11 protein-coding genes are annotated in these 24801 nt (G+C 71.2%); 6 read left to right on the top strand and 5 right to left on the bottom strand.

Annotation, left to right across the window (positions count from 1 at the left end; genetic code table 11):
- Nucleotides 1-12: 12 nt before the first annotated feature.
- Entirely contained in the window at nt 13-16497 is a 16485-nt protein-coding gene (locus CV755_RS35875; protein ID WP_241561026.1) for a type I polyketide synthase, read from the bottom strand.
- Nucleotides 16498-16570: 73 nt separating this feature from the next.
- Nucleotides 16571-16762 (bottom strand): hypothetical protein, encoded by a 192-nt coding sequence (locus CV755_RS34090; protein ID WP_153068601.1) that lies wholly within the window; start codon nt 16760-16762, stop codon nt 16571-16573.
- Nucleotides 16763-17625: 863 nt separating this feature from the next.
- Between CV755_RS34090 and CV755_RS07035 the strand changes: the two genes are divergently transcribed.
- The 4 genes from CV755_RS07035 (at nt 17626) to CV755_RS07020 (ending at nt 21700) form a co-directional block, all read left to right on the top strand.
- On the top strand, nt 17626-18321 hold the full coding sequence (locus CV755_RS07035) for a response regulator transcription factor (RefSeq protein ID WP_109279311.1): 696 nt from the start codon (nt 17626-17628) through the stop codon (nt 18319-18321).
- Nucleotides 18314-19429 carry a sensor histidine kinase gene (locus CV755_RS07030; RefSeq protein ID WP_109279310.1) on the top strand — a complete coding sequence of 372 codons (1116 nt, stop codon included), beginning with the start codon at nt 18314-18316 and terminating at the stop codon, nt 19427-19429. The genes CV755_RS07035 and CV755_RS07030 overlap by 8 nt, the downstream gene beginning before the upstream one ends.
- 646 nt (nt 19430-20075) lie before the next feature.
- A complete protein-coding gene (locus tag CV755_RS07025) occupies nt 20076-21125 on the top strand; it encodes a serine hydrolase domain-containing protein (protein ID WP_241561025.1) in 1050 nt (349 codons plus the stop codon).
- 206 nt (nt 21126-21331) lie between these two features.
- The gene (locus tag CV755_RS07020; RefSeq protein WP_206608391.1) at nt 21332-21700 is read left to right on the top strand and encodes a recombinase family protein; all 369 of its coding nucleotides are present in this window, start codon (nt 21332-21334) and stop codon (nt 21698-21700) included.
- 188 nt (nt 21701-21888) lie between these two features.
- On the opposite strand, the gene CV755_RS07010 is transcribed toward CV755_RS07020, so the two are convergent.
- On the bottom strand, nt 21889-22677 hold the full coding sequence (locus CV755_RS07010; protein WP_109279309.1) for an MBL fold metallo-hydrolase: 789 nt from the start codon (nt 22675-22677) through the stop codon (nt 21889-21891).
- 85 nt (nt 22678-22762) lie between these two features.
- Here CV755_RS07010 and CV755_RS07005 point away from each other — a divergent pair, with 85 nt between their 5' ends.
- Together CV755_RS07005 and CV755_RS07000 are read left to right on the top strand one after the other, a co-directional pair.
- Nucleotides 22763-23362 (top strand): CGNR zinc finger domain-containing protein, encoded by a 600-nt coding sequence (locus CV755_RS07005; protein WP_109279308.1) that lies wholly within the window; start codon nt 22763-22765, stop codon nt 23360-23362.
- Between the two features lie 413 nt (nt 23363-23775).
- Entirely contained in the window at nt 23776-24201 is a 426-nt protein-coding gene (locus tag CV755_RS07000) for a nuclear transport factor 2 family protein (RefSeq protein WP_161968609.1), read from the top strand.
- A 74-nt stretch (nt 24202-24275) separates the two neighbouring features.
- On the opposite strand, the gene CV755_RS35490 is transcribed toward CV755_RS07000, so the two are convergent.
- A complete protein-coding gene (locus CV755_RS35490; RefSeq protein ID WP_153068599.1) occupies nt 24276-24572 on the bottom strand; it encodes a hypothetical protein in 297 nt (98 codons plus the stop codon).
- Nucleotides 24560-24793, bottom strand: a complete 234-nt coding sequence (locus CV755_RS35485; protein WP_153068598.1) for a hypothetical protein — start codon at nt 24791-24793, stop codon at nt 24560-24562. The genes CV755_RS35490 and CV755_RS35485 overlap by 13 nt, the downstream gene beginning before the upstream one ends.
- Nucleotides 24794-24801 lie beyond the last annotated feature (8 nt).

Here is a 24801-nt window from a genome sequence, read left to right as displayed (position 1 = left end):
CTTCGAGCGTCATCAGGAGTCGGGGTTGTCGAGCGCCAGTCGGATGAGCGCGTCAACGTCCAGCAGATCGATCGCCTCGGCCGCGTCCTGCGCCGCCGGTTGCGGTGTTTCCTCGGGGGCTTCGGCCAGCTTCAGCAGGGCTTCCAGCAGCCCCGCCTCCTGAAGCCGGGCCAGCGGGATGGAGGTGAGGACGCGCCTGGTCTCCGCCTCGTCCCCCGGGAGTTCCGAGGTGCTGGGTTCCGCTTCGGTGCCGAGGATCTGTTCGCGCAGGAACTCGGCGAGCACCGTCGGTGTCGGGTAGTCGAACACCGCGGTGGCCGGGAGCCGGAGTCCGGTGGCCTCGTTCAGCCGGTTACGGAGTTCCACGGAGGTCAGCGAGTCAAAGCCGACGTCCTTGAACGGCCGGTTGACCTCGACCGATTCCGCGCCGCCACGTCCCAGTACGGTCGCCACCTGGCCGCGTACCAGCTCCACCAGGGTGCGCTTGCGCTCCGATGCGGTGAGCCCGGTCAGGCGCTGCCGCCACTGCGCGGTGCCGTCCTGGTCGGTGTCCTGTGTCGCGGCGGCGGCCAGCAGCTCACGCACCTGGGGTACGCCGCTGAGCAGCGGGCTGGGACGGGCGGCGGTGAAGGCCGCGGCGAACCGCTCCCAGTCCACGTCCGCCACCACCGGGTAGGTCTCGTCCCGGTCCAGGAGCCGCTGAAGTGCCTCGATCGCCAGCTTGGGCGGCAGCAGCGGCAGTCCGCGCCGGTCCAGGGTGTCTCCGGCGACATGGTCCGCGACCATGCCGCGCTCGGCCCACGGCCCCCAGGCCACCGAGGTGGCCGCCAGTCCGCGCGCCCGGCGCTGCTGGGCCAGTCCGTCCAGATACGCGTTGGCCGCCGCGTACGCCGCGTGTTCCCCGCTGCCCCAGACACCGGCGATGGAGGAGAACAGGACGAAGGCGTCAAGGGGCTGGTCATGGAGCAGTTCATCGAGGTGGCATGCGCCGCGGACCTTGGCGCCGACCACCTCGGCGAGTTCGGCGTGGCCGAGCTCCGCCAGCGTTGACAGCCGGTTGACGCCCGCGGTGTGGAAAACGGCGGTCAGCGGGTGTTCCCGCTGGATCTGTGCCAGCAGCTCGGCCAGCGCCGAGCGGTCGCCGACATCGCAGGCCGCCAGGGTCACCCGGGCGCCGAGTTCCACCAGTTCGGATTCGAGGGCGGTGGCGTCCGGGGCGGCACGGCCGGCCCGGCTGACCAGAACCAGATGGTCCGCACCACCGCGGGCCAGCCAGCGGGCGACCTGGCTGCCGAGGGCGCCGGTGCCACCGGTGATCAGCACCGTGCCGCTGGGCCGCCAGGTCCGGGCCGCGGGGGCGGCGTCGGTGCCGGAGGCGGGTACCAGGCGGCAGCCGAGGACGCCGGAGGCACGGATCGCCAGCTGGTCCTCGTCCCCCGGGTCGGCCAGCATGCCGCGCAGCCGGGTGCGTACCCGCTCGTCGATCAGCTCCGGCAGGTCCACCAGACCACCCCAGCGCTTGGGGTGCTCCAGGCCCATCACCCGTCCCAGACCCCAGGTCAGCGCCTGGAGCGGGCTGTCCACCCGGTCGGACCGGTCCGCCTGGACGGCGCCGCGGGTGGCGAACCACAGCGGCGCGCCGACCTCCAGGTCGCCGAGCGCCTGGATCAGGGACAGGTTGAGTAGCTGACCGAGCGGCAGTTCCGGGTGCGCGGGGTGCGCGGACTCGTCCAGGGCGAGCAGGGACAGCACTCCCTCGACCGCGCCGCCTTGGGGCAGTACGCCGCGCAGCCGCTCGGCGAGCACCGCCCGGTCGGCGTCGTCCACGGTCACCGGCACCCGGACCGTCCGGGGTGCCAGGTCCGCCAGGGCGTCCGCGGTCCGCTGGGCCGCCGGGCCCGGCGGGACCAGCAGCAGCCAGGTGCCGGACGGGGCATGCGGCGTCGGTTCGGGCAGGGCCTGCCAGTCGACCCGGTAGCGCCAGCCGTCCAGGATGGCGAGCTCATGGCTCTGCCGCCGCCAGGAGGACAGTACGGGCAGCACCGCGCCCAGCGCGGAGCGGTCGTCCGCTCCCCCGACCCTCAGCGCATCGGCCAGCGCCGCCAGGTCCTCCTTCTCCACGGCCGCCCAGAAGCGCGCCTCCATCGGGTCCGCGGCGCGGGCCGGGGCGGCGGCGGGGGTGGGCCAGAAGCGTTCCCGCTGGAAGGCATAGGTCGGCAGTTCCACCCGGCCGGGGTTCGGGCCACCGAACACGGCCGGCCAGTCAACCACGGTGCCCCGCACATATGCCTCGCCGAGCGAGGTGAGGAAGCGGTCCAGGCCGCCCTGGTCGCGGCGCAGGGAGCCCACCACCGCGCCGTCCGGCACCGGCTCGTCGCCCTCGTCGAGGGTTTCCTGGATGCCCATGGCCAGCACCGGGTGCGGGCTGATCTCGATGAACACCCGGTGTCCGGAGTCGAGCAGGGCACGGGCGGTGGGTGCGAACCGGACGGTCTGCCGGAGGTTGGTGTACCAGTACGTTGCGTCCAGGCCGGTGGTGTCGATGCGCTCACCGGTCACCGTGGAGTGGAACGGCACCCGGGACGCGACCGGCGTGATCGGGGCCAGCAGTTCCAGCAGTTCCGCGCGGATGGATTCCACCTGCGGGGAGTGCGAGGCATAGTCCACCGGGATCCGGCGGGCCCGGATGCCGACGGCGGTCAGTTCGGTGTGCAGGCCGTCCAGCGCCTCGGGGTCACCGGAGAGCACCACCGATCCGGGACCGTTGAGTGCGGCGACGGCGAGCCGGTCGCCCCACGGTGCCAGCCAGGGGCCGAGTTCCGCCTCCGGCAGCGCCACCGACATCATGCCGCCCCGGCCGGCCAGCGCCACCAGGGCCTGGCTGCGCAGGGCGACGACCCGGGCCGCATCCTCAAGGCTGAGCGCGCCGGCCACCGCGGCGGCGGCGATCTCGCCCTGGGAGTGTCCGATCACGGCGTCGGGGTGCACTCCACAGGAGCGCCACAGCGCGGCGAGCGAGACCATGACCGCGAACAGCACCGGCTGGACCACATCGACCCGGTCCAGCGAGGGGGCTCCCTCCGCTTCGCCGAGCACCTCCAGCAGCGACCAGTCGACAAACGGGGCCAGGGCTTCTTCACAGGCCCGCAGCTGGTCCCGGAAAACCTCCGAGGCCGCCATGAGGTCACGGGCCATCCCGGCCCACTGAGCGCCCTGGCCGGGGAAGACGAAGACGACCTTGCCGCCGGGGCCGGCGGTGCCCTGGACCAGGCCGGGGGCGCTGTCGCCGGCGGCGAGGGTCTTCAGGCCGAGCAGGAAGTCGTCCCGGTCCTGGGCCACCACCGCTGCCCGGTGTTCCAGGGCGGTCCGGCTGGATACCAGGGCGTGCGCCACATCCCTGACGGACGGAGCGGGCTCGGTGCTCATCCGCTCCAGCAGACGGGCCGCCTGATCGCGCAGCGCCGCCTTGCTCGCGGCGGACAACAGCCAGGCGGTGGGCCGGAGTTGGGGGGCCGAAGCCAGGTGGGGGTCGGCGGAGGCGGGCAGTCGGTTGCCCGCGGCCTCCTCGATGATCACATGGGCGTTGGTGCCGCTGATGCCGAAGGACGAGACTCCGGCCCGGCGCGGCCGCTGGGTCCGCGGCCATGCCACGGTCTCGGTGAGCAGTGCCATGGCACCGGTGGACCAGTCGATATGCGGTGAGGGCTCGTCCACATGCAGGGTCCGCGGCAGTTCGCCGTGGTGCATGGCCATCACCATCTTGATCACACCGGCCACGCCCGCGGCGGCCTGGGTGTGGCCGATGTTCGACTTCACCGACCCCAGCCACAGCGGCTGCCCGGGGTCGCGGTCCTGGCCGTAGGTGGCCAGCAGTGCCTGGGCCTCGATCGGGTCACCGAGGCTGGTGCCGGTGCCATGTGCCTCCACCGCGTCGATGTCGGAGGAGGTGAGCCGGGCGTTGGCCAGGGCCTGCCGGATGACCCGCTGCTGAGAGGGGCCGTTGGGCGCGGTCAGGCCGTTGGAGGCGCCGTCCTGGTTGATGGCGCTGCCACGCAGCACCGCGAGCACCGGGTGGCCATGGCGTTCGGCGTCGGAGAGCCGCTCCACCAGCAGCATGCCGATGCCTTCGCCCCAGCCGGTGCCGTCCGCGTCCGCGGCGAACGCCTTGCACCGTCCGTCCGGCGACAGCCCGCGCTGCCGGGAGAACTCGATGAACAGCCCGGGGGTCGACAGTACGGTCACTCCGCCGGCCAGCGCCATGGAGCACTCGCCCTGGCGCAGTGCCTGGGCCGCCAGATGCAGCGCCACCAGCGAGGAGGAGCAGGCGGTGTCGATGGTGACAGCGGGCCCTTCGAATCCGAAGGTGTAGGCAACGCGGCCGGAGAGCACACTGCCCGCGTTCCCGGTGCCGATATAGCCCTCGGCGGCGTCCGACGAGGCGCCGGTCAGAACCCCGTAATCCTGGTTGCTGATACCGGCGAAGACGCCGGTCCGGCTGCCCTTGAGCGAGCTCGGGTCGATGCCCGCCCGCTCCAGGACCTCCCAGGAGGTCTCCAGCAGCAGCCGCTGCTGCGGGTCCATCGCCAGCGCCTCACGCGGGCTGATGCCGAAGAACTCGGCGTCGAACCGGGCCACATCGTGCACAAAGCCGCCGTCGCGAACGTAGGAGGTGCCCTGGTGGTCGGGGTCGGGGTGGTACAGCCGCTCCAGGTCCCAGCCACGGTCCGTGGGAAAGCCGGAGATCGCGTCACTCCCGTCGGCGATCAGCCGCCACAGCTCCTCCGGGGACGCCACCCGGCCGGGGAAGCGGCAGGCCATGCCCACGATGGCGATCGGTTCCGCTTCGGTGGCGGCGACCTGCGGCGCGAGCTCGGCCACCGCCGCCGATCCGGCCAGCTCCGCCAGCAGGAACCGCGCCAGGGCGGCCGGGGTCGGGTAGTCGAACACCAGGGTGGCAGGGAGCGCCAGTCCGGTACCGGCGGTGAGCCGGTTGCGCAGTTGGACGGCGGTCAGCGAGTCGAATCCGGTCTCCTTGAACGCCTTGTCGGCCGGGACCGCCGCCGAGGCGGCATGTCCCAGGACGAGGGCGACCTGTTCGCGGACCAGCTCCAGCAGGGCCGGTTCCCGTTCCTCCTCAGGCAGCGCCACGATGCGCGACCGCCACTGCTGGGACGCGTCCGCGTCTGCCCTGTCCATGTCGGTGGTGTGCCGTCGTGCCTCCGGGAGGTCGGCCAGCAGTGCGCTCGGGCGTGCCGCGGTGAACACACCGGCGAACCGGCTCCAGTCGATATCGGCGACGGCGGTCAGCGCCGCACCGCTCTCCACAGCCTGGCGCAGTGCGTCGAGGGCCGGTTCCCGGTCCATCGCCGACAGACCGATGCGTCGCAGGCCATCACCGGTGAGGTTCTCGGCGGCGGCCATCCCGGCGCCGGCCCAAGGACCCCAGGCGATGGAGGTCGCGGGCAGACCGTCGGCCCTGCGCTGCTCGGCCAGCGCGTCCAGATAAGCGTTCGCCGCCGCGTAGTTGGCCTGCCCGGCATTGCCCACCGTGCCCGCGATCGACGAGAACAGTACAAACGCCGACAGCTCCTGGCCCGCGGTCAGTTGATGCAGGTTCCGTGCCGCGTCCACCTTGGACCGCAGCACCTCGGCGAACCGCTCCGCCGACTGCCCGGCCAGCACACCGTCGTCCAGCACACCGGCCGCATGGATCACCGCGGTCAGCGGCTGTTCGGCGGGTATCGAGGCCAGCAGTCCGGCCAGTGCCTCCCGGTCGGCCGCGTCACAGGCCGCGACCGTCACCTCGACGCCGAACTCCGCAAGTTCTTCCCGCAGTTGGGCGGCGCCCTCGGCCGCCGGACCCCGACGGCTGGTCAGCAGCAGATGACCGGCACCCTGACGGGCCAGCCACCGCGCGACCTCGGCACCCAGGGCGCCCGTGCCGCCGGTCACCAGCACGGTGCCGCGCGGCCGCCACGGTGCCGCCCCGGCCGCCACACGGGGGGCGCGAGTCAGTCGCCGTACAAAGACGCCGGAGGCGCGCACCGCCAGCTGGTCCTCATCCGCAGGTTCCGCCAGCGTGGCCACCAGCCGGGCCATGGACCGTTCGTCCGGAGTTTCGGGCAGGTCCACCAAGCCGCCCCAGCGGTTGGGATGTTCCAGCGCCGCCACCCGGCCCAGGCCCCAGAGCTGAGCCTGCACCGGATGGGCCGGGCGGTCCGAACGGCCCGTGGACACCGCGCCGGTCGTCAGGCACCACAGCGGCGCCCCCACACCGGCATCGCCCAGCACCTGCACCAGCGCGAGCGTCCCCGCCAGGCCGGATGACACGCCCGGCACCGGTGCGTACGGTTCCTCGGCAAGCGCCAGCAGCGACACCACACCGCTGACCGGGCCGTCCGTCCCAGCGATCAGCTCGGCGATGCGCTCGGCGAGCATCGCTCGCTCACTCGCCGCCGCACCGACCACAACCGGCAGCACCCGGGCGCCATGTGCGGTCAGCGCGGGAACGCACCCGCTCACCCACGCGTGATCCTCCAGGCCCTCCGGAAGCACCACCAGCCAGGTGCCCGTCAGCACCGGCCCCGGGACGTCCGCCACCGTTCGCCAAGTGATCCGATAGCGCCAGGAATCCGCCAGATAGCGGGAACGGTGCCGCTTGCGCCACGAGGACAGCACCGGCAACACCGCGGTCAGCGAGGCCTGTTCGGCCGCCCCAGCCTCCAGCGCACCGGCCACCGCCGACACATCGGCACGCTCCACCGCGTCCCAGAACGCCGCGTCCGCCGCGTCCACCTGGTCCGCGCGCCCGCCGAGCGGCGCCGCGTCCGGCCAGTACCGCTCACGCTGGAAAGCGTAGGTCGGCAAGTCCACGAGCCTGCCACCCCGACCGGCGAAGAACCGCTGCCAGTCCACGGCCGCGCCGCGCGCATAAGCCTCGGCCACCGCCGCGGTCAGGGTGAATGCCTCGGGGCGGTCGGTGCGCAGGACCGGTACGAACAGCGCGTCGGCGCTGTCCTGGCCCAGGGCGGAGAGCACGCCGTCCGGGCCCAGTTCGATGAACGTGGTCACGCCCTGGCCGGCCAACGCGCCTATGCCGTCGGCGAACCGGACGGCCTCCCGGACATGCCGCACCCAGTACTCCGGAGTACACAGCTCCTCGGCGGTGGCGAGCTCACCCGTCAGATTCGATACCACCGGGATACGCGGCGCCTGGTACGACAGGCTCTCGGCGACCTTCCGGAAGTCGGCCAGCATCGGCTCCATGCGCGGCGAATGGAACGCATGCGACACCGTCAGGCGCTTGGTCTTACGACCCTGCTCCACAAACCCGGCCGCCAACTCGACAACCGCGTCCTCGTCACCCGAAATCACCACGGACGACGGACCGTTGACGGCGGCGATCGACACCCGGCCCCGGTAGCCGGCCAGCACCTCCAGGACCTCGGCCTCGGTGGCCTGGACAGCCACCATCGCACCACCCTCAGGCAGCGCCTGCATCAGCCGGCCACGCGCCGCCACCAGCACACACGCATCCCCCAACGACCACACACCCGCCACATGAGCAGCGGCCAGCTCACCGATCGAGTGGCCCGCCAGATAATCCGGCGCAATCCCCCACGACTCCACCAGACGGAACAACGCCACCTCAACCGCGAACAACGCCGCCTGAGCGTAAACCGTCCGGTCGATCAACCCGACCCCGCCGAACACCACCTCACGCAGCGGACGGTCCAACTCGCGGTCGAACTCGGCGCATACCGCATCAAAGGCCTCGGCGAACACCGGGAGCGTTTCATACAACTCCCGGCCCATCCCCACCCGCTGCGCACCCTGCCCCGTGAACAGGAAGGCCAGCTTGCCCTGTTCAGCTGCTACGCCCTGGAGCAGTCCCGGCGCCTGACGGCCCGCGGCCAACGCCGCCAGTGCCGCCAGGAATTCGTCCCGGTCGGCGGCGACCACGGCCGCGCGATGGTCCAGCGCCGTGCGAGCGGTGGCCAGCGTACGGCCGACATCGACCGGTTCCGCAGCGCCCGCAGCATCAACGTGGGTGAGCAGTCGCCTCGCCTGGTCCCGCAGCCCCGGTGCGGTGTTTGCCGACAGCAGCCAGGGCACCACCGGGGAGGACCCGGTGGCCTCGGCGACGTCGGGCTGGGCGCTCGGCGGTGCCTGCTCAATGACGGCATGGGCGTTGGTGCCGCCGATACCGAAGGAAGACACGGCCGCCCGGCGCGGACGGTCGAGCTCCGGCCACGGCCGCGCCTCGGTCAGCAACTCCACCGCGCCCATGGACCAGTCCACCTGGGGAGTGGGGTCATCGGCATGGAGGGTCCGCGGCAGCATGCCGTGCCGCATCGCCATCACCATCTTGATCACACCGGCCACACCGGCGGCAGCTTGGGTGTGCCCGATGTTGGACTTGATGGAACCCAGCCACAACGGCCGGGCGGTGTCCCGCCCCTGGCCGTAGGTGGCCAGCAGCGCCTGCGCCTCGATCGGGTCACCCAGCCGCGTACCGGTACCGTGCGCCTCCACCACATCGACATCCGCCGTGGACAGCCCCGACGCGGCCAACGCCTGCCGGATCACCCGCTGTTGGGAGGGTCCGTTGGGCGCGGTCAGACCATTGGACGCACCGTCCTGGTTGACCGCCGAGCCACGGAGTACCGCCAGCACTTGATGGCCGTTCCGCTGGGCGTCCGACAACCGCTCCACCAGCAGCATGCCGACACCCTCGGACCAGCCGGTGCCGTCCGCGTCCGCGGCGAAGGACTTGCAGCGCCCGTCGGGCGACAGTCCGCGCTGCCGGGAGAACTCCACAAAGGTGGTGGGCGTGGCCATCACGGTGACACCGCCGGCCAGCGCCAGCTCGCATTCACCCTGCCGCAGCGCCTGAGCGGCGAGGTGCAGGGCCACCAGCGAGGAGGAGCAGGCGGTGTCCACCGTCACGGCAGGGCCTTCGAGGCCGAAGGTGTAGGCCACCCGGCCGGACACCACGCTGCCGGCGGTGCCGGTGATGGTGTAGCCCTCGGCGTCGTCGGAGAGTCCCGCGGAGTGGGCCGCGTAGTCGTGGTACATCAGCCCGGCGAAAACGCCGGTCCGGCTGCCCTTGACGGAGGCCGGGTCAATGCCCGCCCGCTCGAAGACCTCCCAGGAGGTCTCCAGCAGCAGCCGCTGCTGCGGGTCCATCGCCAGCGCCTCACGCGGCGAGATACCAAAGAGCCCGGCGTCGAAATGCCCGGCGTCATACAGGAATCCACCGGTACGGGTGTAGGAGGTGCCGGCGTGCTCGGGGTCCGGGTGGTACAGGTTGTCCAGATCCCAGCCGCGGTCGGCGGGGAACTCGCCGATGCCCTCCAGTCCGGCGGTGACCAACTGCCACAGCTCCTCCGGGGAGTTGACGCCCCCCGGGTAGCGGCAGGCCATGCCGACGATGGCGATCGGCTCGTCCGGGTCCGCGACCGGCTGCGGCTCCGGCGTGGCGGACGGCGCCTCGCCGAGGAGGAGTTCGCCGTGCAGATGACGGGCGACGGCGAGTGGCGTGGGGTGGTCGAAAACCAGGGTGGGCGGCAGGCGCAGGCCGACCGCGGTGCCCAGCTGGTTGCGCAGTTCGATCGCGGTCAGCGAGTCATAACCGAGGTCCTTGAAGGTGTGATCGGCTCCAATGGCCTCGGCCGAGTCATGGCCGAGAACGGCCGCCACCTGCCGGCGTACCAGGGTGAGCAGAGCGCTGTGCTGTTCGGCCTCGGGCAGGGTGGCCAGCCGTCCGGCCAGTGACGCCGCACCGTCGGCTGCACCGGGCAGCACGGTGCGGGATGCGGCGGCCGGCCGGACAAGGCGCCGCAGCAGGTCCGGCACGGGCCGGGTGGCGGCCTGGGCACGCAGCCCGGGGATGTCCAGCAGGGCAGGCACCAGCAGGGCCCGGTCCCGGCGAATGGCGGCGTCGAAGAGCGCCAGTCCCTGGTCGGTGGGCATGGGCAGGATGCCCGAGCGGGCCATCCGGGTCAGATCGGTGTCGGCCAGGTCGCCGGTCAGGCCGGATGCCTGTTCCCACAGGCCCCAGGCCGCCGCCGTGGCCGGGAGGCCCTGGGCATGGCGCGTGTGGGCGAGGGCGTCGAGGAAGGTGTTCGCGGCGGCGTAGTTGGCCTGGCCGGGGCCACCGATGACGCCGTTGACCGAGGAGAACAGCACAAAGGCGGCGAGGTTGGCGTCCTGGGTGAGCTGGTGGAGGTTCCAGGCGCCGTCCGTCTTGGGACGCATCACCTGGTCGATGCGCTCGGGGGTGAGCGCCTCGAGGACTCCGTCGTCGGTCAGACCCGCGGCGTGCACCACCGCGGTCAGCGGGTGTGCGGCCGGTATCCGGGCGAGCAGTGCGGCCAGTGCGTCCCGGTCCGCCACATCGCAGGCGGCCACGGTGACCTCGGCGCCCAGGGCGTGCAGTTCCTCGCGGAGCTCGGCCATGCCGGGGGCGTCGAGGCCCCGGCGGCCGGTGAGAACCAGGTGCCCGGCACCGTGCTCGGTGACCAAGTGGCGGGCGATCAGTCCGCCCAGGGTGCCGGTGGCTCCGGTCACCAGCACCGTGCCGGCCGGGTCGAACAGCGGCGTGGGCTCGGTCTCGGCCTCCGCCGGGACGGCGGTCAGCCGAGGGGCGGTCATGTTGCCGCCGCGCACGGCCAGTTGCGGCTCACCGGATGCCACCGCCGCCGGGAGCACGGCCGCCAGGTGGCTGTCCTGGTCGAGGTCGAGGAGGACAAAGCGGCCGGGGTGCTCGGTCTGGGCGGAGCGGATCAGACCCCACAGCGGTGCGTGCACCAGGTCGGTGACGGGCTCCGCTACGCGGATGCCGACCGCGCCACGGGTGACGACCACCACTCCGGTGTGCGCCAGTCGCTCGTCGGACAGCAGGTCCTGGACCAGCGCCAGCAGCTCGGAGGTGGCGGCGCGTGCCGCGGCGGCGGGTCCGTCGCCGTCCAAGTGCCCTTCGCCGCCGGTGCGGAAGGTCACAAGGACGTCCGGGGCCGGTGCGCCGGCGTCAAGGGCCTGCCGCAGGGCGGCGATGCCGGAATGGCTCACCACGGTCGCCCCGGCCTCGGACAGCGCGGCGCTCAGCCCCTCCGCCACGGGGCCGAGGACGGCCCAGGAGGCCGGGGGCTGCCGCAGGCCCGTGGTGGACAGCGGCGCCCACTCCACCTGATAAAGCGAGCGGGTCGCGGCGGAACGCAGTTGCTCCGCGGACACCGGGCGCATCACCAGCGAATCGACGGCGACCACCGGTCGGCCCATACCGTCGGTGGCGGAGACCGTCAGCCCGGCGCCTTCGGTGCCGTCGCCGGACGCTATCCGTATCCGCAGGCTGTCGGCACCGGTGGTGTGCAGGGTGACGCCGGTCCAGGCGAAGGGCAGCCGCGGGGTCGTGCTCTCCTCCCGGAAACCGTCCAGCAGTCCGGCGTGCAAGGCAGCGTCCAGCAGCGCCGGGTGGATGCCAAAGCGGTCCGCCTCGTCCCGCTGCGCCCCGTCCAGGGCGACCTCGGCGAACACCTCGGTGCGCCGGGTGGTGCCGGAGCCGGTGTCCCGGCGCCATGCGGTGCGCAGCCCGCGGAATTCGGGCCCATAGGCGTACCCGAGGTCGGCGAGCGCGGTGTAGAAGCCATCCAGCGCGACCGGGACAGCGTCCCGCGGCGGCCACTGGGCGGGCGGTTCGGGGAGGGCGCCGGGCGCGGTGGTCAGCAGGCCGGTGGCATGCCGGGTCCACTGCGCGTCGGCGTCCGCCTCCTCGCGGCTGGAGTGCACGCTGACCGGGCGGTGGCCGGTCTCGTCGGGTGCGCCCACCGCGAGCCGGAGGCGCACCCTGCCGTGCTCGGGGACCACCAGGGGGGCCTCGATGGTCAGCTCCGCGATGCGGTCGCAGCCCGCTTCGGCGGCGGCGCGCAGCGCCATCTCCACGAAGGCCGTGCCCGGTACCAGGATCTGTCCGAGCACCAGGTGGTCGGCGAGCCAGGGGTGGGTCTCCAGGGAGAGCCTGCCGGTGAAGAGCAGCCCGTCGGAGTCGGGGAGTTCGGCGGCGGCCATCACCAGCGGGTGGTCGGCGGCCAGCAGACCGGCCGCGGTGATGTCCCGCTCCGCCGCACCGGGCAGCAGCCAGTAGCGCTCGCGCTGGAAGGGGTAGCCGGGCAGCGGGACGAGGCGGGCGGCGGATCCGCCGAATGCCTCCGCCCAGTGCACCGGTACTCCGGCGGCATGGGCTTCGGCCAGCGAGGTCAGCAGTCGGGTGGCGCCGCCGTCATCGCGGCGCAGGGTGCCGAGGACCAGTGCGTCGTCGGCCCCGGCGGCGTCCAGGGTCTCCTGGAGCCCGACCGTGAGCACCGGATGCGGGCTGGTCTCGATGAAGACCCGGTGCCCGTCGGCGAGCAGGCTGCGGGTGGTGCGCTCGAACTCCACCGGCCGGCGCAGGTTGCGGTACCAGTACTCCGCGTCCAGTTCGGCGGTGTCGATCCGTTCGCCGGTCACCGTTGAGTAGAAGGGCACCGGACAACTGCGTGGGGCGACCGGCGCCAGGTCCGCCAGCATCCGCTCGCGGATCGCTTCGACGCCGGTGGTGTGGGACGGGTAGTCGATCGGCACCCGGCGGGCCCGTTGCCCCTGCTCGGCGCAGGCGGCGAGGAGTTCGTCGAGCGCGGCCGCGTCACCGGCGACCACGCTGGAGGACGCCCCGTTGACGGCCGCTATGGTCAGCCGGCCGGACCAGGGGGCGATCAGTTCACGGGCCTGTGCGGCGGGCAGCGGGAGTGAGACCATGCCGCCGGTTCCGGCGAGCCCCAGCAGCGCCTGGCTGCGCAGCGCCGCGATCCTGGCGGCATCGGGCAGGGAGAGGGCGCCGGCCACACAGGCCGCGGCGATCTCGCCCTGGGAGTGTCCCACCACCGCCGAGGGCCGCACTCCATGGGAGCGCCAGACCTCGGCCAGGGCCACCATGACCGCGAACAGCGCGGGCTGTACCACGTCGTCGCGGTCCAGCCTGGGCGCTCCGGGGGCGCCGCGCAGCACCTCGGTCAGCGACCAGTCCACATAGGGCGCCAGCGCGTCGGCGCACTCCCGTATCCGGTCCGCGAACACCGGTGAGGAGTCCAGCAGTTCGGCGGCCATGCCGGGCCACTGCGAGCCTTGGCCGGGGAAGACGAACACGGCCTCGCGGTCCGTGCCGGGGGTGACGGTGCCGCGGACCACCCCGGCGGTGTCCCGTCCTTCGGCCAGTGCGGTCAGCGCCCTCAGGGCCTGCTGCCGGTCACCGGCCGCCAGCACGGCACGGTGCGGCAGCGCCGCCCGGGTGGCCAGCGTGTGCCCCACATCGGCGGTACGGAGAGCGGGGTGTGCCTCCAGGTGGGCGTGCAGCCGGGCCGCCTGGTCGCGCAGCGCGGCCTCGGAGCGCGCGGACAACAGCCAGGGCAGCGGGCCGTCGAGGGCCGTAGGTGTGCCCGCGGATGCCGGGTCCGTGTCCATGGGCACCGCTACGGGCTCGGGCTCGGACTCGATGATCACGTGGGCGTTGGTGCCGCTGATGCCGAAGGCGGAGACCGCGGCGCGGCGGACCGGGCCGCTGTCCGGCCAGGCGACGGCCTCGGTCAGGAGCTCGATCTGCCCCGCCGACCAGTCAACATGGGTGGTGGGCCGGTCCACATGAAGGGTCCCGGGCAGCAAGCCATGGCGCATCGCCAGGACCATCTTGATGACGCCGGCCACGCCGGCGGCGGCCTGGGTGTGGCCGATGTTGGACTTCAGCGAGCCCAGCAGCAGCGGCCGGTCGGCGGCGCGGTCGCGTCCATAGGTGGCCAGCAGTGCCTCGGCCTCGATGGGGTCGCCGAGCCGGGTCCCGGTGCCATGCGCCTCCACCGCCTCGATGTCCGAAGCGGTCAGCCGGGCGTTGGCCAGGGCTTGGCGGATGACCCGCACCTGGGCGGGTCCGTTCGGTGCGGAGAGTCCGTTGCTGGCGCCGTCCTGGTTGATCGCGCTGCCCCGCACGACCGCCAGCACCTGGTGCCCGTTGCGCCGGGCGTCGGAGAGCCGTTCCACGATCAGCAGCCCGACGCCCTCGGCCCAGCTGGTGCCGTCCGCGGCCTCGGCGAACGGCTTGCAGCGGCCGTCCGGGGCAAGCCCGCGCTGCCGGCTGAACTCGGCGAACATGCCGGGGTTGGGCATGATGGTCACACCGCCGGCCAGGGCCAGCGTGCACTCGCCCTGGCGCAGTGCCTGGCCGGCCAGGTGCAGCGCCACCAGCGAGGAGGAGCAGGCGGTGTCCACGGTGACGGCGGGGCCTTCGAGACCGTAGGTGTAGGCGATGCGACCGGAGGCGACGCTGGCGGTGTTGCCGGTGAGCAGGAAGCCCTCGACTCCGTCCGGCGCCTGGTGCATGCGTGGGCCGTAGTCCTGGGTCATGGCTCCGACGAACACCCCGGTTCTGCTGCCCTTGAGCCGGCCGGGGTCGATACCGGCCGCTTCAAAGGCTTCCCAGGAGGTCTCCAGCAGCAGCCGCTGCTGCGGATCCATGGCCCGGGCCTCGCGGGGCGGGATGCCGAAGAAGGCCGCGTCGAACTCGTCCGCCTGGTGCAGGAATCCGCCTTCCCGGCTGTACGAGGTACCGGGGTGGTCGGGGTCCGGGTGATAGAGCTCGTCCAGGGCCCAGCCACGGTTGGTGGGGAAGCCTGAGATGGCGTCGCCGCCCGTGAGCAGCAGGTCCCACAGCTGCTCGGGGCTGTGCACACCGCCGGGGAAACGGCATGCCATGCCGACGATGGCGATCGGTTCGCCGTCGAGGGCATCCGGTGCCGCCGGTGCGTCCGGTTCCTCGGCCATGGCGCCGCGGATTTCGGAGTGCAGCCGCTGGACCAGTGACTCAGGGGTCGGATGATCGAAGATCACGGCGGCGGGCAGCCGCACTCCCAGGGCCGCGGCCAGCCGGTTGCGCAGCACCAGGGCGGCCGCGGAGTCGATGCCCGCATCGCGGAAGGCACGGCCGGAGTCGGCGAATTCCGTGGCCTGCTCCCCCAGGACCGCCGCGAGTTCGGTGCGTACCAACCTGGTGAGGGCGCGCGGCAGTTCGGTGTCGGGCAGCCCGGCGAAGCGGGATGTGGTGGCCGTCGGCGTCTCGTCCGGCTCCTGCCGCGGGTCGTCGTAGGCTGGCAGTTCGATGGGGTGCGGGTCGGTCCCGGCGAATGCCGTGGACCAGTCCACCGATACGCCCTGGACATGGAGTTCGGCCATGCTGGTCAGGAACTGCCCGCGACCGCCGTGGTGCCTGCGCAGCGTGCCGGCGACGGCGGCGTCGGCGCCCGCGTCGTCCAGGGTCTGCTGAACTCCCAGGGTGAGTACCGGATGCGGGCTCACCTCGACAAAGGCCGTGGGCCGCTGGGCCAGCGCCGCGCGGATGGTGCCTTGGAACAGGACCGGGCTGCGGACCATCCGGTACCAGTACTCGGCGTCGAGTCGCGTGGTGTCGTACCGCCCGCCGGTCAGTCCCGAATAGAAGGGGATGTCCGAGGGGCCGGCGGTGACCGGGGCCAGATCGCGGATCAGCCGGTCGCGCACCTTCTCGATCTGCGGGGAGTGGGCCGCATAGCCGACGGAGATGAGCTGTGCCCGGATGTCCTCGGTGACCAGTTGGGCGCGGAGGGTCTCGATCGCCTCGGTGTCACCGGAAACCACGGTCCACGAGGGGCTGTTGACACCGGCGATGGCCAGTCGGTCGCCCCATGGCTCCAGTCGCGGAAGCAGCCGGTCGGCGGGGAGCAGGACGGAAAGCATCTCGCCATGGCCCACCAGCGATGCCTGGGCCCGGCTGAAGGCGGCGACCGCGTGCATGGCGTCCGGGAGCGACAACGCGCCGACGACCTGGGCGGCGGCGAACTCGCCCATGCTGTGGCCGACCACTGCACCGGGCTCGACGCCACTGGAGCGCCACAGCGCGGCAAGGGAGATCATCACCGCGGCGAGTGCCGGCTGCGTGACCTCCGGACGCGCCCAGACGGAGGAGTCTTGATCGGACGTCAGGACGTCTTCGAGAGACCAGTCGGCATGTGGCTTCAGTGCCTCGGCGCACTCTTGCAGGGTGCGCCGGAACACGGTCGAGGAGTGCTGGAGTTCACGTGCCATCCCGGGCCACTGAGGGCCTTGCCCGGGGAACACAAACACCGGTCGGGTGCCTTCGCGGGCCGTTCCCAGGACGAGATTGGGTGCGGCCGTACCGTCCGCCAACGCGCTCAGCCCCAGGCGCTGTTCCTCGCAGTCCCGGGAGACGATCACGGCCCGGTGCCGTCCCTCGGCGCCACCGGACACGCCGAGCAGCGCATGGCCGACATCGGCGACGGCCCACTCGGGCCGCGGGCCGAGGTGCTCCCGCAGCAGCCGCGCCCGTGCCCGCAGGGCATCCTCGGTCGGCGCGGAAATCACCCAGGGCAGCGCCGGCGAATCGCCTTCCAGCCGTCCTTGAGAACGCGATTCGCCCATGCTCCTGCCCCCGCAACCGATGGATGCCTCAACGGATATGACTCAGGTTGGGGGTGTCGCAATTCACGGGGGGTCAATGCTTTGAATGCATCACACAAGACAGCACGTCCGACGACAAGGAATCGCCAACTGCACCTGCGGACACCAGATATCTATCCCCGTTATGCACGCGTGCGCCAGAACTGCCGCGCAGCGCCCCCGTGTGCCAGAAGTGGTGACCATCAGGACCGACTTCGCTCGCCCCGGTGATCAACTTCTCGGCCACCTAACCTCCTGCACAGTCGAGGTGTCAAGCCAGGTCAGGCGGTCCCGCAACAGAACGGGACCAGTGGTCCAGGGTCCAGGTCCGCCGGTTTGTGAGGAGACGGAGCATGTTGCCCGGTTGTGACCGGCACTGGACTGACAGAATCCTGAACTCACCCCAGAATCGGGCATTCTGCAATACATGACCGCTGATTTCTCATGATTTGAGGCACTGACCGCCTTCCCCGGGGAGGCAATACAGCCGATTCGCCGCTGCCGTCGCAACGATTTCCCCGGGCGCGACTCAGCGCTCTATCCATCCGACGACTCCCGGCGATATGTCACATCGTTGTCAACCGGGACCGAGCTCCCTCGGGCTTGACGCCCCGCACAGATGCTCTCCGCACGCATGCGGAAGGAGGGAACACCGCGACAACCTGGGCGAGCTGATCGCCGACTTCGACAAGACCCATGGCCCCGCCGGCCCGGAGGCCGTGGCTGCCAAGCGGGCCAAGCTCACCAGTGGCACCTCCTCCGATGCCGGGGCAGCCACATGAGCGGCGCGCCAGTAGATGCGTTCGGGCCGCCGTTCGGCGAGCGGGATCAGGGCAGTGGTGTCGATGAGCGGGACCTCGCGGGGGGTCGGTGTCGCTCAGGGCGACAAGTTCGGCAATGCGTAGCCCGGAGTAGAACAGCAGCCGGCCGATGGCGCGGTCGCGGAGAGTGGCGGCGTTCGACGGCGCGCAGGCAGCGCTTTTGCCGGCGGGCGTCCAGGGAGCGGGTGCGAGTTTGGCGGCGCCGTCGCGGCGGACGACGGCGGGGCTGAGTCCGAGCTGGGTGAGGAAGCATATGTCGGCGATATGCCGTGCCGCTTAGGCTCCAGGTATGCGCGTGTTGATCGTGGAGGACGAGCCCTACCTGGCCGAGGCCGTCCGGGACGGTCTGCGGCTGGAAGCGATCGCCGCCGACATCGCCGGCGACGGCAACTCCGCTCTGGAACTGCTCAGCGTCAACTCCTACGACCTCGCGGTCCTCGACCGCGACATCCCCGGCCCCTCCGGCGACGAGATCGCCCGACGAATTGTCGCCTCCGGCAGCGGCATCCCGATCCTCATGCTCACCGCTGCCGACCGGATCGACGACAAGGCGTCCGGGTTCGGGCTCGGCGCCGATGACTACCTCACCAAACCGTTCGAGCTCCGGGAGCTCGTCTTGCGGCTGCGGGCGCTGGACCGCAGACGCGTGCACGCCCGACCCCCGGTCAGCGAGATCGCGGACCTGCGGCTGGACCCCTTCCGCCGGGAGGTCTTCCGCGACGGACGCTATGTCGCGCTCACCCGCAAGCAGTTCGCCGTGCTCGAAGTCCTCGTCGCCGCCGAAGGCGGTGTGGTCAGCGCCGAAGAACTTTTGGAGCGGGCCTGGGACGCCAACGCCGACCCCTTCACCAACGCCGTCCGCATCACCGTCTCCGCCCTGCGCAAACGACTCGGCGAACCATGGCTCATCGCCACGGTGCCCGGCGTCGGCTACCGAATCGACACCGGCATGGACACCACCCACCCTGGCAGCACTCATGAATAGGTGCCCAGGGCTCAGCGCCCGCCTGAAACTCACCATCAGCTACGCCGGATTCCTCCTCATCGCCGGCACCCTCCTGCTGGCCGTGGTATGGGTGTTCCTGCTGCGCTATGTACCCGACAGCCCCCAGGGCCTTCTCGGGGTCGCACCCAACCGCTACCTCCTCGTGCGCATGTTCGCCCCCGCGGCGGCCGTAGCGCTGGCCTTCCTGCTGGCGTTCGGCCTCCTGGGAGGTTGGATCCTCGCCGGCCGGATGCTCGCACCGCTCACACGGATCGCAGACGCGGCACGGATGGCCGCGAACGGATCACTGTCCCACCGGATCCGCATGCAAGGCCGCCAAGACGAATTCCGCGAACTCGCCGACATATTCGACATCATGCTCGAACAACTCGAATCCCACGTCACCGAACAGCGACGATTCGCTGCGAACGCCTCCCACGAACTGCGCACCCCGCTGGCGATCTCGAAGACCCTCCTCGACCTCGCCCGCAACAACCCCACACGGGACCAGGGCGAACTCATCGAACGCCTGCACACCGTCAACACGCGGGCGATCGACCTCACAGAGGCCCTCCTGCTGCTCAGCCGCGCCGACCGCAAGAGCTTCACCCGCGAGCCCGTAGACCTGTCCCTCATCGCCGAAGAAGCCACCGAAACGCTGCTTTCCCTTGCCGAAAGGCGTCAGATCACGCTCGAAGTCACCGGCGAGAAGGCACAGACCCCTGGCTCCGCGGCGCTCATTCTGCGGATGGTGACCAACCTCGTCCAGAACGCCGTCGTCCACAACCTCCCCTCCGGCGGCACCGTTACGGTCCACACCGAATCACAGCGCGACGCGAGCGTGCTGCGGGTCGAGAACACCGGCCATCGGGTTCCAGCGGAACTCCTACCGGCCCTCACCGAACCCTTCCAACGCGGAACAGAACGCACACACACCGACGAACATGCCGGGGTCGGCCTCGGGCTGGCCATCGTGCACAGCATCGTCCGGGCACACGACGGGACCATCGACCTCGCGCCCCGCCCCACCGGCGGTCTCCTCGTCACGATTCGACTCCCCGGCACGCCGCAGACATCGTCCCCCGAGCGGGGCCCACTAGATCGTTGATCGGCTCCACGAGGGAGACTTCGCCGGCGGCGTCGCGAGGGCCAGGGTTCGCAGGAATAGGCGGCCGAACGGCCCGTCGCCCACAACGAGATGCGTCGCCGGCCTCGCCGCTCAACACACCGGTCCCTGGAGCCGCTACGCCTCCGGCGACCACACACGGTGAGCGAATACACCCTCACCCTGGGAATACACACCAGCACCTGCAGTACCCGGGCTGCGCGATCACCAGCGGCAGGACCAACACACTGCCGGCATGCGCCAGTTCCTTGATGCCGGGGATTCGGGCGTATCGCGGGCGTATCGGAAATCGCATACGCCACCGCAACGGTCTTCCGTCTTCAGTGGAGGCAACGGGGACCACATGAGTGGGTGATCAGTTGCCGACAGCGGTCTCCGGCAGACCTGCAACGGTCGATTTGTCGATCAGGAAAGGACCGTGATCATGGACTCGGATTCCATACGTGGTTTCAATCGGCGGCGGCTGCTCGGGTGGAGCGGGTTGGCGGCCGCCGGCGTGGCGGCGGCCGGCGCGCCGCTGGTGGGCGCCCGACCCGGGCATGCCGTAGCTGCGGGACAGCACCGTCCGGCCTCAACCGACTCCGACATCCCACCGGCCACCCGTCCCGGCGGAGCCTACGACCAGTACGTGGCGAAGCTGGCCGCCGAGGGGAAGTTCTCCGGCGTGGTGCTGTTGTCGCACCGGGGCCGGACGGTGCTGTCCCGCAGCTACGGCATGGCCGACAAGGAGAAGGGGATCCGCAACCACGAAGGCATCGCGTTCAGCCTCAGCTCGGCGGGCAAGCCGTTCGGCGCGGTGGCCATCTTGCAGCTGGCACAGCAGGGCGAGCTGAGCCTGTCGGACACGGTGGGCACCCACCTGAAGGGCTACGCCAAGGACATCGCCGAGCAGGTGACCATCCACCACCTGCTCTCCGGCACATCCGGGCTGAACACCCCGGATGAGGACGTGCAACGCACCTTCCAGAGCCGGGAGGAAGTGCACGAGTATTACGAGCAGTGGGCCCGGCAGTCGAAGGTGGTGGCCCCGCCCGGCACTCCCACCGGCCACTCCGGCGCCGATATCGCCATTCCCGCGTTGATCGTGGAGGCCGTGAGCGGCAAGACGTACTGGGACTACGTGCAGGAGAACATCTTCGGGCGCTGCGGAATGACCGGCTCGGCGTTCTGCACCAGGCCGCAGTGGCTCACCGATGAGCACATCGCGCACCCGTATATGACGCTGGCCGAGGGCAGCCAGGTGGACGCGGTCCGCAATCTGGACAAGGGCAGCCCGTCCCCGGACGTACTCGGCAAGAACCCGGGCCGCAGCTTCATCGATGCCCCCGGGGACGGCGGCTTCGCCACCGCGCCGGATCTGGTCCGGTTCGCGCACGCGCTGGGCGATGGCACGGTGCTGGACCGGCCCTGGGCCGAGTTGCTCACCGGGGCCAAGATCCCCCACAGCGGTTCGTCGTTCGGGGCCTACGACATGCCGGTCCATATCGTCAACGGCCAGTGGGTGTTCGGGTGCGGCGGTAGCAACCCCGGTGTCAGCGCCAACTGGAACATCTACCCGTACACCGGCTGGGTCGGCGTAGTCCTCGGCAACTGCGACGGCCTTCCGTTGCAGGAGATCACCGGGCGGGAGATGCGGGCCATCACCGGGGCTTCGCCCGGCGACGGGGGCGGCGGCTGAAACGGCCCGGCGGCAGACAGGACACTCCACCGGCTACGCCATTGCGGCTTGACCCTACGACGTCGAGGACGGCACCTCCCCCCCCGGCACGTCACGGAACGCGACACCGCCGCACGTCGCGGCACGTGGCATCCGTCGTTTGCGGCTGGTGACAGCGTTCTTACCGGCACCCCGACTTCACCGCCGCCTTCGAGGGGGCGCTCACCATGGCCCGCACCGACCCGCCCACCGTGCGGCAGCTTCTCGCCCTGCTGACCATCGGATGCCGCACCCTCGACCGGCTCGGCCGTAATCTGCGCGAAGTTCTCAACCTCGTCCACGACCTGAACAAAAAACGCATCGGAGTGCGCTCGCTCGCCGACCCGCTGTCGGTCAACACCGCCGACGAGGGCATGGGCCGCATCGCCTTTCTGCTGCCGGCCCTGTTCGCCGAGATGGGAACGCACCTTCACCGCCGAACGCGCCGCCCGCGCCGTCGCCGAGGCCGCGGGCCGCCGCATCGGCCGGTGAGCCAAGCATGTCCTGCGCGAGCAGGGCACCGACGGTCACCCCTGCCGCCAGTCCGGCACCGCTGAAGACCTGAGCGACGGTCAAGACAATCGAGTTCCTTCGCTGAGCGTGACCCGCCGGACGGCGCCTCTGGCGGTCCGGCAGGTCTGAAGAGGACGCGGGGGTAGCGCCGTGGCAAGCCAGGCCAGGGGAGGCGGACCCCACCGGCCCTGCCGAGGCATCGGTCGGCGTCCCGGCCTGCCCGGCTGCGCGATCAGGCCTGGTCGCAGAGGTCCAGGCGGTCGAGCAGCCCGGCACCGGTGAAGGCGGCGATCAGTTCGTCACGGCCCTCGGTGAAGTGCGCCCAGCTGTCGTAGTGGACGGGAACCACCCGGCGGGCACCAAGGATCCGGGCTGCGTCGGCGGTCTGCGCACTGTCGAGGACGATCAGTGCGCCATCGAAGAGGACGGGAAAGCGGGGAGCTCCGGCGAACAGGATGGCGGTGTCCACCGGGCCGAACCGCTCGGCGATTTCCTTGACCAGGTCGAGCGAGGCGTTGTCGCCGCTGACGTAGACCGTGGGCAGGCCGTCCCCGGTCAGGACGAATCCGACGACCTGGCCGGTGATCGGTTCGACTTCCTCGCGCGGACCGGGCCCGTGGACGGCCGGCACACCCGTGACAGTGATCGTTCCGCCGCCGGGGCGGTCGAGCTCGATCGGCTCCCAGTCGGCCAGCCCCCTGGCTCCCGCGCCCAGGCGCTGGCCGCCCCCGGGCGTGGTCAGGGTCAGCGGGACGTCGGCGAGCAGTGCCCGGCCGGAGTCGTCGAGATTGTCGGGGTGCTCATCGTGGGAGAGCAGGACCACGTCGATACGGCCGAGGCCGGCCGGCATGGCGGAGGCGGGCGCCGTCTTGGTCAGTCGGCCGCCCGGCACGTGGTAGTCGCGGGGTTCGTCGAACGTCGGGTCGGTCAGGAATCGCAGGCCACCGTATGCGAAGAGGGCGGTCGGGCCGCCGAAGACGCGTATGGGGATCTGCTCAGGGGTCGTACTGGTACCGGGCATCAAAACCTCACGGACAGAAGGCGGATTATCCGTGAAGCACGCTAGCGGCGTGTCACGGATGAAAGCAAGCCGTACCATGAGAGTCATGAGCGAGACCCCGACCGCCGAATCCGCGCCACCGCCCGCCCCGGGCGCGGAGGAATACCTCGCCCTCGACTTCGTCAACAGTGCCGTCGCACTACCCGCAGGGCACTTCATCGATTTCCTCGGCACCCCCGAGTCCACAAATCGCTGGCTCACCGAACACGGCCTCGCGCCGGCCGACGCCGGGGTGCAGGAAATGTGCGCGACGCAGCTGCGCTCCCTGCGCGAACACATCAGGGCATTGTTCGCCGCCCGCGTCACCGGACTGCCCCCTCTGCCCGCGGCACTGTCCGCCGTCAACGACGCCCTGGGCAGAGCTCCCACGGCCGAACTGCTGTACTGGGATGAGAAGAACGGCCCCTACCGCGCGGCGCCGTGCCCCACCAACGAGATCCTCGACCGCGCTCTCGCGACTCTGGCGGCCAACGCGGCCGATCTCCTCACCGGCCCCGACGCCGACCGCCTCACCAGCTGCGGTTCCGCCCCCTGTAACCGCTACCTGCTGCGCCACGGACGCCGCCACTGGTGCTCCACCCGCTGCGGCGACCGCGCCCGCGCCGCCCGCGCCTACGCCCGACGCACCCAGCCGAAAACAGACTGAAGACCCCGGGCCGCCCCTGGAGAGCGGCGCCGGCACCAGGGGACGAGGGCAACGGACATATGGGTGCCGAGGTCGTCCCTTTGCCTCCCCCAACTCATGGCGGGCTGCCCGCATCAGAGGGCGGGGCGGTCTCCGGCGGACCTCAGTATGGGCTGATGGCCGGTCGTACTCCCGCGGCTTCCCGCGCCTTGGCCGTAACCGATCGCGGCCGGCGGCATCCGGCCATCGGACCGGCCGAGGCGGTTCTCCCTTCGCCGGGCTGGGCCCTGTATCAAAAGTGGATCTTGGTGCTGCGCTTGCCTTACTTCAGAGGTAATCGCCCCAGCCGGTCTGCACGGGCAAGCTTGCTGATCTCTCCGCGTTGACGAAGCGCGGACCAAGACGGAGGGGCAGTCGTGTCAATAGCCGCACCCATGGACACGCGCACTGTGGTTGAGGAATTGCTGCACAGGATTGGCGAGGGCGATCCCGAGCGCATCGCTGAGCTGTATGCCGAGCGGGGCGATTGGAAGCTGGCTTGGCCGGAAGCCGAACACGGTCGCCCCGCCACGCCGTGGATCCGCCAGCGGTCCACCCGGGCCGACGCAGCTGCCCACTATCGCGAACTTGCCGAGCACCACGTGCCGGAACACGTGGCGACCGAGGTCGAGCGCATCCTCATCGACGGAAACGACGCGGTCGTGCTCGGGGAGATCCGCCAGACAGCCCGGCCCACCGGACGTGCGTATCGCGCCCGGTTCGCCCTGCACCTCACCGTCGAAGACGGTCTTGTGACCCGGCACCATGTCTACGAGGACAGTCTCGCCGTCGCCCAGGCATTCGAGACGGAGCATCAGTGACGGGACACCAGGCCGCTAGCCACTCGTTGATGGCTGCGACCAGCACGGTCGCTTCGTAACGGACAGCGGGCGTGTCATACCGCGTGCCGCTCGCGGTAGTCGCCCTTGTCGAACTCCGGCGGGCGACCACCGCGAGAGCCGCGCTTCTTGCGGTTACGGGCCTGGTCGGCCTTGTCCGGAATGGCGCAACGCATGCCGCGTCGGCGCAGGCAGGTGCGGTTCTTGCGGGAGGCGTACGCCTTGCCGGCGCGGTCCCGATCCGAGCGGGTACGGGGCCTGCCCGAACCCAGCCGGGCCATACGGATCTTCTTCAGGACGGGCTCGAACTGCGGGGAGTCCCTGCGCTGTCCGGCCGCGATCACAATCGACATCGGCTTCTGCCCTGCTCGACGGCCAGGTGCAGCCTGGTGGTCAGACCGCCGCGCGAGCGCCCGAGACCGTGATCGTCGGGCTCAATGCCGATCCCGCCCGGCGGTTCCTTCTGCAGCGCCCCCCCTTGGCGAGCCCCGGCGGCATGCTGGCGGCCCCGGCAGACGGTGGAGTCGACGTTGATGTCCCAGGTGATGAGCTTCTCGGCATCGGCGAAATCCACTTCCGATA

Origin of the sequence: Streptomyces orinoci (assembly GCF_003121295.1) — a bacterium.
In the GTDB taxonomy this organism is placed as follows: Bacteria; Actinomycetota; Actinomycetes; order Streptomycetales; family Streptomycetaceae; genus Streptomyces; species Streptomyces orinoci.
This window is presented reverse-complemented; position numbering and strand designations above follow the sequence as displayed.